General features: G+C 65.9%; 13 protein-coding genes. 10 read left to right on the forward strand and 3 right to left on the reverse strand.

Going from position 1 to position 12,180, the window contains the following annotated elements; all coding sequences use genetic code 11:
* Positions 1 to 167 precede the first annotated feature (167 nt).
* The 3 genes from B7P44_RS05460 (at position 168) to B7P44_RS05470 (ending at position 3,755) form a co-directional block, all read left to right on the forward strand.
* Positions 168 to 917: an electron transfer flavoprotein subunit beta/FixA family protein gene (locus B7P44_RS05460; RefSeq protein WP_084901544.1), complete on the forward strand. Its 750-nt coding sequence runs from the start codon at positions 168 to 170 to the stop codon at positions 915 to 917.
* A 16-nt stretch (positions 918 to 933) separates the two neighbouring features.
* Positions 934 to 1,869, forward strand: a complete 936-nt coding sequence (locus tag B7P44_RS05465) for an electron transfer flavoprotein subunit alpha/FixB family protein (RefSeq protein ID WP_084901545.1) — start codon at positions 934 to 936, stop codon at positions 1,867 to 1,869.
* A gap of 95 nt (positions 1,870 to 1,964) precedes the next feature.
* Positions 1,965 to 3,755 carry an acyl-CoA dehydrogenase gene (locus B7P44_RS05470; protein ID WP_084901548.1) on the forward strand — a complete coding sequence of 597 codons (1,791 nt, stop codon included), beginning with the start codon at positions 1,965 to 1,967 and terminating at the stop codon, positions 3,753 to 3,755.
* Positions 3,756 to 3,824: 69 nt separating this feature from the next.
* Here B7P44_RS05470 and B7P44_RS05475 read toward each other — a convergent pair whose 3' ends face one another.
* Positions 3,825 to 5,111: a D-amino acid dehydrogenase gene (locus B7P44_RS05475; protein WP_084901550.1), complete on the reverse strand. Its 1,287-nt coding sequence runs from the start codon at positions 5,109 to 5,111 to the stop codon at positions 3,825 to 3,827.
* A gap of 144 nt (positions 5,112 to 5,255) precedes the next feature.
* Here B7P44_RS05475 and B7P44_RS05480 point away from each other — a divergent pair, with 144 nt between their 5' ends.
* Complete coding sequence (locus B7P44_RS05480) at positions 5,256 to 5,744, forward strand: Lrp/AsnC ligand binding domain-containing protein (RefSeq protein ID WP_017333107.1); 489 nt, start codon at positions 5,256 to 5,258, stop codon at positions 5,742 to 5,744.
* Positions 5,745 to 5,835: 91 nt separating this feature from the next.
* Complete coding sequence (locus B7P44_RS05485; protein ID WP_193834353.1) at positions 5,836 to 7,047, forward strand: PA0069 family radical SAM protein; 1,212 nt, start codon at positions 5,836 to 5,838, stop codon at positions 7,045 to 7,047.
* A gap of 72 nt (positions 7,048 to 7,119) precedes the next feature.
* Here B7P44_RS05485 and B7P44_RS05490 read toward each other — a convergent pair whose 3' ends face one another.
* Both B7P44_RS05490 and B7P44_RS05495 read right to left on the reverse strand, forming a co-directional pair.
* On the reverse strand, positions 7,120 to 7,593 hold the full coding sequence (locus B7P44_RS05490) for an NINE protein (RefSeq protein WP_084901555.1): 474 nt from the start codon (positions 7,591 to 7,593) through the stop codon (positions 7,120 to 7,122).
* A 124-nt stretch (positions 7,594 to 7,717) separates the two neighbouring features.
* Positions 7,718 to 8,854, reverse strand: coding sequence for a PQQ-dependent sugar dehydrogenase (locus tag B7P44_RS05495; protein WP_084901558.1), 1,137 nt, complete (start codon positions 8,852 to 8,854; stop codon positions 7,718 to 7,720).
* A 155-nt stretch (positions 8,855 to 9,009) separates the two neighbouring features.
* Between B7P44_RS05495 and rpsP the strand changes: the two genes are divergently transcribed.
* The 5 genes from rpsP to B7P44_RS05520 all read left to right on the forward strand — a co-directional run bounded on the left by rpsP (position 9,010) and on the right by B7P44_RS05520 (position 12,079).
* Positions 9,010 to 9,264 carry a 30S ribosomal protein S16 gene (gene rpsP, locus B7P44_RS05500; RefSeq protein WP_010091769.1) on the forward strand — a complete coding sequence of 85 codons (255 nt, stop codon included), beginning with the start codon at positions 9,010 to 9,012 and terminating at the stop codon, positions 9,262 to 9,264.
* 42 nt (positions 9,265 to 9,306) lie between these two features.
* Entirely contained in the window at positions 9,307 to 9,984 is a 678-nt protein-coding gene (gene rimM, locus B7P44_RS05505; protein ID WP_084901560.1) for a ribosome maturation factor RimM, read from the forward strand.
* Positions 9,985 to 10,779, forward strand: coding sequence for a tRNA (guanosine(37)-N1)-methyltransferase TrmD (gene trmD, locus B7P44_RS05510; RefSeq protein WP_084901562.1), 795 nt, complete (start codon positions 9,985 to 9,987; stop codon positions 10,777 to 10,779).
* A 134-nt stretch (positions 10,780 to 10,913) separates the two neighbouring features.
* Positions 10,914 to 11,303, forward strand: a complete 390-nt coding sequence (gene rplS, locus B7P44_RS05515; RefSeq protein WP_084901565.1) for a 50S ribosomal protein L19 — start codon at positions 10,914 to 10,916, stop codon at positions 11,301 to 11,303.
* 89 nt (positions 11,304 to 11,392) lie between these two features.
* A complete protein-coding gene (locus B7P44_RS05520; protein ID WP_084901567.1) occupies positions 11,393 to 12,079 on the forward strand; it encodes a CoA pyrophosphatase in 687 nt (228 codons plus the stop codon).
* Positions 12,080 to 12,180: the final 101 nt, after the last annotated feature.

Consider the following 12,180-nt stretch of genomic DNA (forward strand, 5'->3'; position numbering starts at 1 on the left):
TCCGGGTTTTTTCTCTTTTAAAATAGAACGACCGTTCGCTATCATTGGCGTGTCGCCAAGAAGCGGTATCCTCGACATCCACAATGGATGGGTCCGCTTGGCCGCGCAGTCACGAGGCCTCGCTATAGAATGGCCTCTGGTCGTATTCGTAACTTTGGAGCGTGTGCATGAAAATCCTGGTGCCAGTGAAAAGAGTGGTCGATTACAACGTGAAGGTCCGCGTGAAGTCGGACAACACGGGTGTCGACATTGCGAACGTGAAGATGTCGATGAACCCGTTCGACGAGATCGCCGTTGAAGAAGCGGTGCGCCTGAAGGAAGCGGGCGTGGCGACGGAAATCGTCGCGGTGTCGGTTGGGGTTGCGCAAGCGCAGGAAACGCTGCGCACGGCGCTCGCGATCGGCGCGGATCGCGCGATCCTCGTCGAATCGAACGACAGCGTCGAGCCGCTCGCGGTCGCGAAGATCCTGAAGGCGCTGGTCGACAAGGAGCAGCCGCAGCTGGTGATCCTCGGCAAGCAGGCGATCGACGACGATTCGAACCAGACCGGCCAGATGCTGGCTGCGCTGGCGGGCCTGCCGCAGGCGACGTTTGCGTCGAAGGTGACGATCGCCGACGGCCGTGCGACCGTTGCACGTGAAGTCGACGGCGGCGCGGAAACGCTGTCGCTGACGCTGCCGGCCGTGGTCACGACCGACCTGCGCCTGAACGAGCCGCGCTACGTGACGCTGCCGAACATCATGAAGGCGAAGAAGAAGCCGCTGGACACGGTGAAGCCGGAAGACCTCGGGGTCGACGTCGCGCCGCGCCTGAAGACGCTGAAGGTGGTCGAGCCGCCGAAGCGCGCAGCCGGCGTGAAGGTGCCGGACGTGAAGACGCTGGTCGAGAAGCTGAAGACCGAAGCCAAGGTGCTGTAAGAGGGAGCGGAAAGAAATGACGATTCTGGTGATTGCAGAACACGACAACGCGTCGATCAAGGCAGCGACGCTGAACACGGTGGCGGCGGCGCAGAAGATCGGCGGCGACATTCACGTGCTGGTCGCGGGCCACAACGCACAAGCCGCTGCGGATGCGGCGGCGAAGATCGCAGGCGTCAGCAAGGTGCTGCTGGCCGACGCGCCGCAACTGGCCGCAGGCCTCGCGGAAAACGTCGAGGCGACCGCGCTGAACATCGCGAAGGATTACTCGCACATCCTCGCGCCGGCGACCGCCTACGGCAAGAACATCGCGCCGCGCATCGCGGCGAAGCTCGACGTCGCGCAGATCTCGGACATCACGGCGGTCGATTCGGCCGACACGTTCGAGCGGCCGATCTACGCGGGCAACGCAATCGCGACCGTGCAATCGAGCGATCCGGTCAAGGTGATCACGGTGCGCGCGACGGGCTTCGATCCGGTTGCGGCCGAAGGCGGCAGCGCAGCGGTCGAGAAGATCGAAGCCGCGGCAGACGCAGGCAAGTCGCAGTTCGTGAGCCGTGAAGTGACGAAGCTGGACCGTCCGGAGCTGACGTCGGCAAGCATCATCGTGTCGGGCGGCCGAGGTCTGGGCAGCGGCGAGAACTACACGAAGGTGCTGGAGCCGCTGGCCGACAAGCTGCAGGCGGCGCTGGGCGCATCGCGCGCCGCAGTCGATGCGGGCTACGTGCCGAACGATTATCAAGTTGGCCAGACCGGCAAGATCGTCGCGCCGCAGCTGTACATCGCGGTCGGCATCTCGGGCGCGATCCAGCACCTGGCGGGCATGAAGGATTCGAAGGTGATCGTCGCGATCAACAAGGATCCGGAAGCGCCGATCTTCAGCGTCGCGGACTATGGGCTCGTCGGCGATCTGTTCACGCTCGTGCCGGAGCTCGTGAACGAGCTCGGCTGACGCAGTGTGACGCTTCAGCGGTAAGCACACGAGACGAGGGGCGCGACGAGCGCCCCTTTTTTTACGCCATCAGCAGAAGAATAAGGAGGAGCAACATGAGCTACATCGCACCGGTCAAGGACATGCTGTTCGTGCTGAAGGAACTGGCCGGCATCGACGCCGTCGCGCAGCTGCCGGGTTTCGAGGACGCGGGCTTCGACACCGCGCAGGCGGTGCTCGACGAATCCGCGAAGTTCTGCGGCGAAGTGCTGGCGCCGCTGAACGTCGACGGCGACCGCGAGCCGAGCAGCTGGAAGGACGGCGTCGTGACCGCGACGCCGGGCTTCAAGGAAGCGTTCCGCCAGTTCGTCGAAGGCGGCTGGCAGGGGCTGCAGCATCCGGCCGAGTATGACGGCCAGGGGCTGCCGAAGCTGATCGCGACGCCGTGCATCGAGATGCTGAACGCGGCGAACCTGTCGTTCGCGCTGTGTCCGCTGTTGACCGACGGCGCGATCGAGGCGCTCCTGACCGCGGGCACCGACGAGCAGAAGCAGCGCTACGTGCCGAAGCTGATCTCGGGCGAATGGACCGGCACGATGAACCTGACCGAGCCGCAGGCCGGCTCCGACCTCGCGCTGGTGCGCTCGCGCGCCGAGCCGCAGGGCGACGGGTCGTACAAGGTGTTCGGCACCAAGATCTTCATCACGTGGGGCGAGCACGACATGGCGGACAACATCGTCCACCTGGTGCTGGCGCGCACGCCGAACGCACCGGAAGGCGTGAAGGGGATTTCGCTGTTCATCGTGCCGAAGTTCCTCGTCAACGACGACGGCAGCCTCGGCGCGCGCAACGACGTGCACTGCGTGTCGATCGAGCACAAGCTCGGCATCAAGGCGAGCCCGACCGCGGTGCTGCAGTACGGCGACCACGGCGGCGCGGTCGGCTACCTGGTCGGCGAGGAGAACCGCGGCCTCGAATACATGTTCATCATGATGAACGCGGCGCGCTTCGGCGTCGGGATGCAGGGGATCGGCGTGGCCGACCGCGCATACCAGAAGGCGGCGGCGTTCGCGAAGGAGCGCGTGCAGAGCCGGCCGGTGGACGGCTCTGCAAAGCAGTCGGTGGCGATCATCCAGCACCCGGACGTGCGCCGGATGCTCGGCACGATGCGCGCGCTGACCGAAGGCGCGCGGGCGCTGGCCTATGTGGCGGCCGCGCACAGCGACATCGCGCACCGCCATGCGGACGAGGCGACGCGCGCGCGCCATCAGGCCATCTACGAATACCTGGTGCCGGTCGTGAAGGGCTGGAGCACGGAGATGGTGAACGACGTCGCGAGCCTGGGCGTGCAGGTGCACGGCGGGATGGGCTTCATCGAGGAGACGGGGGCCGCGCAGTACTACCGCGACGCGCGGATCCTGGCGATCTACGAAGGGACGACGGCGATCCAGGCGAACGACCTGGTCGGCCGCAAGACGGTGCGCGACGGCGGCGCGGTGGCGAAGGCGCTGCTCGGCGAGATCGGTCGGACGGTCGACGCGCTGGGCCAGCTCGACGGTGCGGCGGCGGCGTCGATGAAGGCGCAGCTGGAGAAGGGCGCGCTGTCGCTGTCGGCGGTGGTCGATTATGTGGTGGCGAACACGAAGCAGGACCCGAACGCGGTGTTCGCGGGCAGCGTGCCGTACCTGAAGCTGGCGGGCGTGGTGCTGTGCGGGTGGCAGATGGCACGCGCGCTGGTGGCGGCGCAGGCGAACCGCGCGACCGATCCGGCGTTCTACGACGCGAAGATCGCGATTGCGCAGTTCTTTGCGGAACACATCCTGGTGCAGGCGGGCGGGTTCGAAGCGTCGATCGTCGGCGCGAAGGGCGGCGAGGGCGTGCTCGCGTTGACGGAAGAGCAGTTCTGACGCTGATGCAGGATGCAATGCAAAAAGGCGCCCGAGGGCGCCTTTTTGCTTGATTGAGAGCGGTGCGGCTTACGCGTAAGCGGGGCGCGGCTGGCCTGCCACGTCCTTCAGGTAACGGTGCACCGACAGGTCGTCCGCCTGGATCGCCGGCTGCTTGCCGGAAATCAGGTCGGCGAGCAGCTGGCCGGAGCCGCACGACATCGTCCAGCCGAGCGTGCCGTGGCCGGTGTTCAGGAACAGGTTCGACACCGGCGTGCGACCGACGATCGGCGTGCCGTCCGGCGTCATCGGGCGCAGGCCGGTCCAGAACGTCGCCTTCGACGTATCGCCGCCGCCCGGGAACAGATCGTTCACGCACATTTCGAGCGTTTCGCGGCGCGCGTCGCGCAGGCGCTTGTCGAAGCCGACGATTTCCGCCATCCCGCCGACGCGGATGCGCTGGTCGAAACGCGTGATCGCGATCTTGTACGTCTCGTCGAGCACGGTCGACACCGGCGCGGCCGCTTCGTCGACGATCGGCGCGGTGATCGAGTAGCCCTTGAGCGGATACACCGGAATCTTCATCAGGTTCGAGATGAAGCGGGTCGAGTACGAGCCGAGCGCGACGACATACGTGTCAGCGCGCACCATCTCGCCGCCGCACTGCACGCCGGCGATCTTGCCGCCGGCAACCGCGAGCGCGTCGATCGGCGTGTTGTAGCGGAACTTGACGCCGAGCCCTTCGGCGAGCGCGGCGAGGCGCGTCGTGAACAGCTGGCAGTCGCCGGTTTCGTCGCCCGGCAGGCGCAGGCCGCCCGTCAGCTTGTGCGACACCGCAGCAAGCGCCGGTTCGGCGTTCTTCAGCTCGGCCGGCGACAGCAGCTCGAACGGCACGTTCGCGTCCTGCAGCACCGCGATGTCCTTCGCCGCGCCGTCGAGCTGCTGCTGCGTGCGGAACAGTTGCAGCGTGCCGCCCGTGCGGCCTTCGTACTCGATGCCCGTGTCGGCGCGCAGCGCCTGGATGCAATCGCGGCTGTATTCGGCGAGACGGACCATGCGGCCCTTGTTCACTGCATAGCGCTCGGCCGTGCAGTTGCGCAGCATCTGCCACATCCATTGCAACTGGAAGCGGGTGCCGTCGAGGCGGATCGCAAGCGGCGCGTGCTTCTCGAACATCCACTTGACCGCCTTCAGCGGCACGCCGGGCGCGGCCCAGGGCGCCGCGTAGCCGGGCGAGATCTGGCCCGCGTTCGCGAAGCTCGTCTCGAGCGCCGGGCCGGCCTCCCGGTCGATCACCGTGACTTCATGACCGGCGCGCGCGAGGTAATACGCGCTTGCCACGCCCACTACACCGCTGCCCAGAACGACGACTCGCATAGCTGCTCCAGATGGAAGGACCAGATCGAGGCCGGATGCACCCGCGGCTCCGTGTAACCTCTAGCTGATCTAGTTTTTTGCGCTATGGTATTGTCGAATGTGCAGTTTTTGTTATCGTATTTTTTGGCTTTTCAGCATAAACAAATGAGAACGCAACGCCAGCCGGTACGCACGCTCGACAAGCTCGACCGGCGCATCCTCAAACTGCTCCAGAACGACGGCCGGATGGCGATGAAGGATCTCGCCGAGCAGGTCGGACTGACCGTGACGCCGTGCATCGAGCGGGTGCGACGCATGGAGCGCGACGGCGTGATCACCGGCTATCACGCGCGGGTCGATCCGGCCCAGCTCGGCGCGGCGCTGCTCGTATTCGTCGAGATCACGCTCGGTCACAAGGGCGGCAACATGTTCGAGCAGTTCCGCCGGGAAGTGATGAAGATCGACGAGGTGCTCGAGTGCCATCTCGTGTCGGGCGATTTCGACTACCTGATCAAGGCGCGGATCGGCGAGATGGCCGACTACCGCAAGCTGCTCGGCGACATCCTGCTGCAGCTGCCGGGCGCGGTGCAGTCGAAGAGCTATGTCGTGATGGAGGAAATCAAGGAGACGCTGACGATTTCGGTCGACGAATAGATTCCTTGCCTCGCTCTTATCCCGCCCTTGGCACGCTGCCCTCAATACTGTATAAATATCCAGTATTGAGGGCAGGTGACTGGGTGGGGAGATGGACGATCGATCCGACAATGAATTTCCGGTTGCGCCGCCGACACCGCGCAAGGGGCGCGGGGCGGTCGACAACCTGCAGGGGCGATACGAGACGGCGCTTCGTGAGGCGGTCGACGACGGCTGGACGCACGAGGCGGACGATGCCGATTTGCCGGCCCCGCTGCGCACGCAGGTATTCGAGGAGCGGGCGCGCAGCATCCTCACGCGCAACCAGTCGCCCGACATTCCGTTCAGCGTGTCGCTCAATCCGTATCGCGGCTGCGAGCATGGCTGCATCTATTGCTTCGCGCGGCCGACTCATAGCTATCTCGGCCTGTCGCCGGGGCTCGATTTCGAGAGCCGCATCTATGCGAAGGTCAACGCGGCCGAACTGCTCGAGCGCGAGATTTCCAGAAAGCGCTATGTGCCGGAGCCGATCGCGCTCGGCGTCAATACCGATGCGTACCAGCCGGTCGAGCGGGATCTGCGCATCACGCGCAGCGTGATTCAGGTCATGCACGATCACGGGCTGCCGTTTGCCGCGATCACGAAATCGTCGCTGATCGAGCGCGATCTCGACTTGCTGGCGCCGATGGCGGCGCGCGGGCAGGTGATGGCGGCGGTCACGATCACGACGCTCGACGCGGATCTTGCGCGCACGCTCGAGCCGCGCGCGGCGACGCCGGCCCGCCGGCTGCGCACGATCCGCGCGCTGCGCGACGCGGGCGTGCCGGTCGGCGTGAGCATCGCGCCGGTGATTCCGTTCGTCACCGAGCCGGACCTCGAGCGGGTGCTCGAAGCGTGCGCGGAAGCGGGCGCGACGCACGCGAGCTACATCATCTTGCGGCTGCCGTGGGAAGTTGCGCCGCTGTTCAGGAACTGGCTGACCGCGCATTTCCCGGATCGTGCGGAGCGCGTGATGAACCGGGTGCGCGACATGCGCGGCGGCAAGGACTACGACTCGGATTTCGGCAAGCGGATGAAGGGCGAAGGGATCTGGGCGGATCTGCTGAAGCAGCGCTTTCGCCAGGCGGTCAAGCGGCTTGGGCTGAACGAGCGCACGAACGGCATTCTCGATCTGTCGCAGTTTAGAGGGGCCGGCCATCCGGGGGCCGGCCATCCGGGGGCGGCCATCAGCAGGCCGGAGATCGGGAAGGCGGCCACCCCGCGATCAAACGCGCGGGCAGCCGGTTCGATGTCGCGCGACGACATGCAGTTGAGTCTTTTCTAGTTTCCGGTGCGCCGTCGGATGGAGCGAGACGCCGCCAGCGCGGCGGGCGCCCGGCGCGTTGCTCCTGTTTGTTTATTGCGAGATCTGCTTGGCCGCTTCGACCTGCGACTCGAAATATGTCTGGAACGAGAGGGCGAGCGCGGTCATCAGCAGGAACGCGCCGATCAGCAGCGAGAAGATCACGACGAAGATCACCGTCCAGCCGGAACGGCTGTGCTTGCCGGTGTCCGCATTGAATTGCGCATCCCATTTTTCATCCGGACGCAGGCCGTAGACGATGGCCGCAAGGAAGGCCGCCAGCAGCGAAATCGCGCCGGGCAGCGCCAGTCCCCAGCCGAGGCCGGCGGTGCGCTGGGTCGCGGCGAGCAGCAAAAAGCCGGGGATGCCGACGATCGTCGCGAGCAGGTGGGCCCAGCCATAGACGTCCCGAAAGCCGTACAGATAAAAGCGATGCGCGCCGATCGAGCCGAACAGGAATGCGAGGGCGGCAGTAAGCGTCTTGGAGCGGAAGCGGCGGATCGGGGCGGTGCTGCTGCTGCTGGACATGGATGGGCGGGCTTAATGCAGTTGAAATGGGTCGTTGGAATGGGCCGCTGGAGACGCGGCGCGGGCGCGCAGCCCGGCACGCATTCTACGATGCAGTGGTGGAGGCGGTCATCCCCGCCCTGCGTCAAGGTGCCGCATAGGTGATGCGGTAGATCGCGCCCGCGTAGTCGTCGCTGACGAGCAGCGAGCCATCGGGCAGCGCCAGCACGTCGGCCGGGCGGCCCCACACGGTGCCGTCGGGCCGCAGCCAGCCGGTCACGAACGGCGTTTGCCGCGCGTGGCTGCCGTCGGCGGATGCCACGACGCGCATCACGCGATAACCGACCTTGGTGCTGCGGTTCCACGAGCCGTGTTCGGCGATGAAGATGTTGTTGCGATACGCGGCCGGAAACATCGAACCGGTATAGAAGCGCATGCCGAGCGAGGCAACATGCGCGCCGAGCTTCAGCACCGGGCCGGTGTAGTGGCGGCACGCGTCCTGGCTGCCGTACTCGGGGTCGGGCGTGTCGCCGCCGTGGCAATAGGGGAAGCCGAAGTCGAGGCCCGCGTGCGGCGCGCGGTTGAGCTTGTCGTCCGGCACGTCGTCGCCCATCCAGTCGCGGCCGTTGTCGGTGAACCACAGCTCGCCCGTGTCCGGATGCCACGCGAATCCGACCGTATTGCGCACGCCGCGCGCGACCACCTCCCGGTGACTGCCGTCCGGATTCATCCGCGCGATGATCGCGAACCGGTTGCGGTCGGCGAGGCACACGTTGCATGGTGCGCCGGTCGGCACGTACAGCCTGCCGTCCGGCCCGAACGCGATGAATTTCCAGCCGTGATGGTGCTCGGTCGGCAGCGCGTCGGTGACGACCACGGGCTTCGGCGGCGCGGCAAGCTGGTCGTCGATGCGGTCGAGGCGCACAATGCGCGATACGGCCGACACGTACAATGCGCCGTCCCGGTAGGCGACGCCGACCGGCATGTCGAGCCCGGACGCGATCACGTAATGCGCGCTGATCTGGCCCTCCCGCATCACGAGGGCGTGCACGCGGCCCTCGCGGGTGCCGACATACAGGATGCCGCGCGGCGACCACGCCATTTCCCGGGCAGCCGGCACCGCATCGGTGACCAGCGACACATGGAAACCGGGCGGCACGACGAGTTCGTTTACCGGCAGGTCTGCGGCGAACGTCGTTGCGGGGGCGAGACAGGCGACGCCGGCAACAAGCGCCGCAACGCAGCGCTGCGCGCGGCGCGCCACGGCGCGAAGCGTCGGCATGGCGGGGCGGCGGACGGTCCTGGACAGGCCGATTGTATGCCCGACGGTCGGGCGTTCGCAGATTTTTTGCGCGTAAGTGTTTGTTGTGCCTCTGGTTTCCAGCTATAATCGCACGTTTCAGTAGTTTCGAACCCGGTTTTCCCGAAGGATTTCATATGGTTATCATCCGTCTGGCTCGCGGCGGCTCGAAGAAGCGCCCGTTCTACAACATCGTTGCTACCGATTCGCGCAACCGTCGTGACGGCCGCTTCATCGAGCGCGTCGGCTTCTACAACCCGGTCGCTACGAAGGGCGAATCGCTGCGCATCGCTCAGGATCGCCTGACGTACTGGCAAGGCGTTGGCGCGCAACTGTCGCCGACCGTCGAGCGTCTCGTGAAGCAAGCGCAAAAGGCGCAGCCGGCTGCCTAACATGGCACGGTGTGCCGGTCGTGCCGGCTGTGAGGTGCATTGATGGCGGGTCACGATTCCGGTAACGCAAGGCGCGGGCGAGCGTCGTTCGGCGCATTCGTCCGCAAGCCGGTCGAGCGCGGTACTGCCGCGAGCGCCGGTGCGGCTGCCGAGCAGGGCAGCCTCGAAGCGGTGCAGGCCTGGCCCGACGACGCCGTCGAGGTCGGAGCGGTGGTCGATGCCTACGGCCTGAAGGGCTGGGTCAAGGTGATGACCCACGCTGACGCCGGTCGCGGCGGCGACGCGCTGCTCAACGCGCGCCGCTGGTGGCTGGAAAAAGGTGCGGAGCGGCATGCCGTCCGCATCACGCAGGCGAAGACGCACGGCGACACGGTCGTCGCGCATCTCGCCGGTCTGGGCGATCGCGATGCCGCGCTGGCTTTGCGCGGCTTTCGCGTGTCCGTGCGCCGGGAGGATTTTCCGGCGCTGGACGCAGACGAGTTCTACTGGGTCGACCTGATCGGTCTCGACGTCGTCAACGAGCAATCGGTGGCGCTCGGGAAAGTGATCGGGATGATCGACAACGGCGCGCATTCGATCATGCGCATCGAATATCCGGCGACCGGGAAAGACGGCCAGCCGGCGCCTGCCGAGCGGTTGATCCCGTTCGTCGGCGTGTACGTCAAAACGGTCGATCAGGCGGCGCGTCGCATCGTCGTCGACTGGGAAGCCGATTATTAAATGAACCAGGTCACGGAGAGCGCGGTGCAGTTCGATGTCGTCACGCTCTTTCCCGAAATGTTCCGCGCGCTGACCGACTGGGGTATCACCAGCCGGGCCGTGAAGCAGGGCAGCTTCGGGCTGCGCACCTGGAACCCGCGTGACTTCACGACGAACAACTACCGCACGGTCGATGATCGGCCCTACGGTGGTGGTCCGGGCATGGTGATGCTGGCGAAGCCGCTCGAGGCTGCGATCGGCGCCGCGAAGGCGGCGCAGGCGGAGCAGGGCGTCGCGAGCTCGCGCGTGGTGATGATGTCGCCGCAGGGCGCGCCACTCACGCACGAACGTGTCGTGCGGATGGCGCAGGAGCCGGGCGTCATCGTGCTGTGCGGCCGCTACGAAGCGATCGACCAGCGCCTGCTCGACCGCTGCGTCGACGAGGAAATCAGCCTCGGCGATTTCGTGCTGTCAGGCGGCGAACTGCCGGCGATGGCGATGATGGATGCGGTCGTGCGCCTGCTGCCCGGCGTGCTGAACGATGCGCAGTCGGCCGTGCAGGACAGCTTCGTCGGCGGTCTGCTCGATTGTCCGCATTACACGCGGCCCGAGGAATACGAGGGCGTGCGCGTGCCGGACGTGCTGCTCGGCGGCCATCATGCCGAAATCGAGCGCTGGCGGCGCCAGGAAGCCTTGAAGAATACGTGGCTGAAGCGTCCGGATCTGATCGATCGGGCGCGTCGCGACAAGTTGCTGAGCCGTGCCGACGAGGCGTGGCTCGCGAACCTCGCACGCGAAGCGAAGAACGCCTCCTGAGGCGGTGCTCGCGGGCGGGAATTGGCGGTGCCGTGCATGCGTGCGCGGCGCCTGATGTGAATCCATCCTCTATCGGGGCCGGGCCTGGAAACGGGCGGGTGCAAACGCCGACAAGATGGTTTTAGGAGTCAGTGATGAATCTGATTGCAAAGCTTGAGCAGGAAGAAATCGAGCGCGCGCTCGCAGGCAAGACGATCCCCGAATTCGCTCCGGGCGACACGGTGATCGTGAACGTGAACGTGGTTGAAGGTACCCGCAAGCGCGTTCAGGCTTACGAAGGCGTCGTGATCGCGAAGCGCAACCGTGGCCTCAATTCGGCGTTCATCGTCCGCAAGATCTCGTCGGGCGAAGGCGTTGAGCGTACGTTCCAGACCTACTCGCCGCTGCTGGCGAGCATCGTCGTGAAGCGTCGCGGCGACGTGCGTCGCGCGAAGCTGTACTACCTGCGCGAGCGTTCGGGCAAGTCGGCTCGAATCAAGGAAAAGCTGGTGTCGAAGGATCGCGCAGCAGCTGTCCAGGCGTAAGAGCTGTAAGGAAAAAGCACCCACCCGGGTGCTTTTTTCATTCTGGCGCGACAATACGCTCATATCGACTCGAATCAAGAGAGCCCCCGTTGACTCGCCGCCTCATCATCAATCCCGAAGTGCAGCCGGTCGAAGGCACCAGCGCCGGCCTGCCGCCCATCGATCACGAACGGATGACGCCATCCGGCATGCGCGACCGCTTCGCGCGTCAGCTCGAATGGACCGTCGAACCCTACGAATCCCGTGTAGCGGAAGGCGTCGATCTGCGCAGCGCGGCCGTGCTCGTGCCGCTCGTCGTCCGTGAAGCCGGCCTGACCGTGCTGCTCACGCAGCGCGCCGACCACCTGAACGATCATGCCGGACAGGTCAGCTTTCCCGGCGGCCGGCGCGAGCCGTTCGACCGCGACGCGACCGCGACGGCGTTGCGCGAGGCGAAGGAGGAGATCGGGCTCGCCGGCGAGCAGGTCGAGATCCTTGGTGCGTTGCCGGACTACCTGACGGGCACCGGCTTTTGCGTGACGCCGGTCGTCGGTCTCGTGCATCCACCGTTCACCGTGCAGGCGGATACGTTCGAAGTCGCCGAGATCTTCGAAGTGCCGCTCGCGTTCCTGATGAATCCGGCGAACCATCAGATCCGCCTATTCCGTTGGGACGGCGGAGAGCGTCGTTTTTTTGCGATGCCTTATCCGCGCGGCGACGAGGGCGGGGATTACTTCATCTGGGGCGCAACTGCCGCCATGTTGCGCAATCTGTACCGCTTCTTGGCCGCGAAATGAGCGCGCACGCCGTTTCGCGCGCGCGGCCGGCAGCCGGCCGCGGGCGTCGGCAGCCATGTCCGGCTTACGCTGTGCTATCGTTATGCAAAAAATGACATAAC

Origin of the sequence: Burkholderia ubonensis subsp. mesacidophila (assembly GCF_002097715.1) — a bacterium.
GTDB lineage: Bacteria > Pseudomonadota > Gammaproteobacteria > Burkholderiales > Burkholderiaceae > Burkholderia > Burkholderia mesacidophila.

What these genes read in the sequence shown, in the direction of transcription:
- rimM (WP_084901560.1), top strand. Translation starts at nt 9,307, where the DNA reads ATGGCGGGTCACGATTCCGGTAACGCAAGGCGCGGGCGAGCGTCGTTC.
- B7P44_RS05490 (WP_084901555.1), bottom strand. Translation starts at nt 7,593, where the DNA reads ATGTCCAGCAGCAGCAGCACCGCCCCGATCCGCCGCTTCCGCTCCAAG.
- B7P44_RS05485 (WP_193834353.1), top strand. Translation starts at nt 5,836, where the DNA reads ATGGACGATCGATCCGACAATGAATTTCCGGTTGCGCCGCCGACACCG.
- B7P44_RS05495 (WP_084901558.1), bottom strand. Translation starts at nt 8,854, where the DNA reads ATGCCGACGCTTCGCGCCGTGGCGCGCCGCGCGCAGCGCTGCGTTGCG.
- B7P44_RS05460 (WP_084901544.1), top strand. Translation starts at nt 168, where the DNA reads ATGAAAATCCTGGTGCCAGTGAAAAGAGTGGTCGATTACAACGTGAAG.
- B7P44_RS05475 (WP_084901550.1), bottom strand. Translation starts at nt 5,111, where the DNA reads ATGCGAGTCGTCGTTCTGGGCAGCGGTGTAGTGGGCGTGGCAAGCGCG.
- rpsP (WP_010091769.1), top strand. Translation starts at nt 9,010, where the DNA reads ATGGTTATCATCCGTCTGGCTCGCGGCGGCTCGAAGAAGCGCCCGTTC.
- B7P44_RS05470 (WP_084901548.1), top strand. Translation starts at nt 1,965, where the DNA reads ATGAGCTACATCGCACCGGTCAAGGACATGCTGTTCGTGCTGAAGGAA.
- B7P44_RS05465 (WP_084901545.1), top strand. Translation starts at nt 934, where the DNA reads ATGACGATTCTGGTGATTGCAGAACACGACAACGCGTCGATCAAGGCA.
- rplS (WP_084901565.1), top strand. Translation starts at nt 10,914, where the DNA reads ATGAATCTGATTGCAAAGCTTGAGCAGGAAGAAATCGAGCGCGCGCTC.
- trmD (WP_084901562.1), top strand. Translation starts at nt 9,985, where the DNA reads ATGAACCAGGTCACGGAGAGCGCGGTGCAGTTCGATGTCGTCACGCTC.
- B7P44_RS05480 (WP_017333107.1), top strand. Translation starts at nt 5,256, where the DNA reads ATGAGAACGCAACGCCAGCCGGTACGCACGCTCGACAAGCTCGACCGG.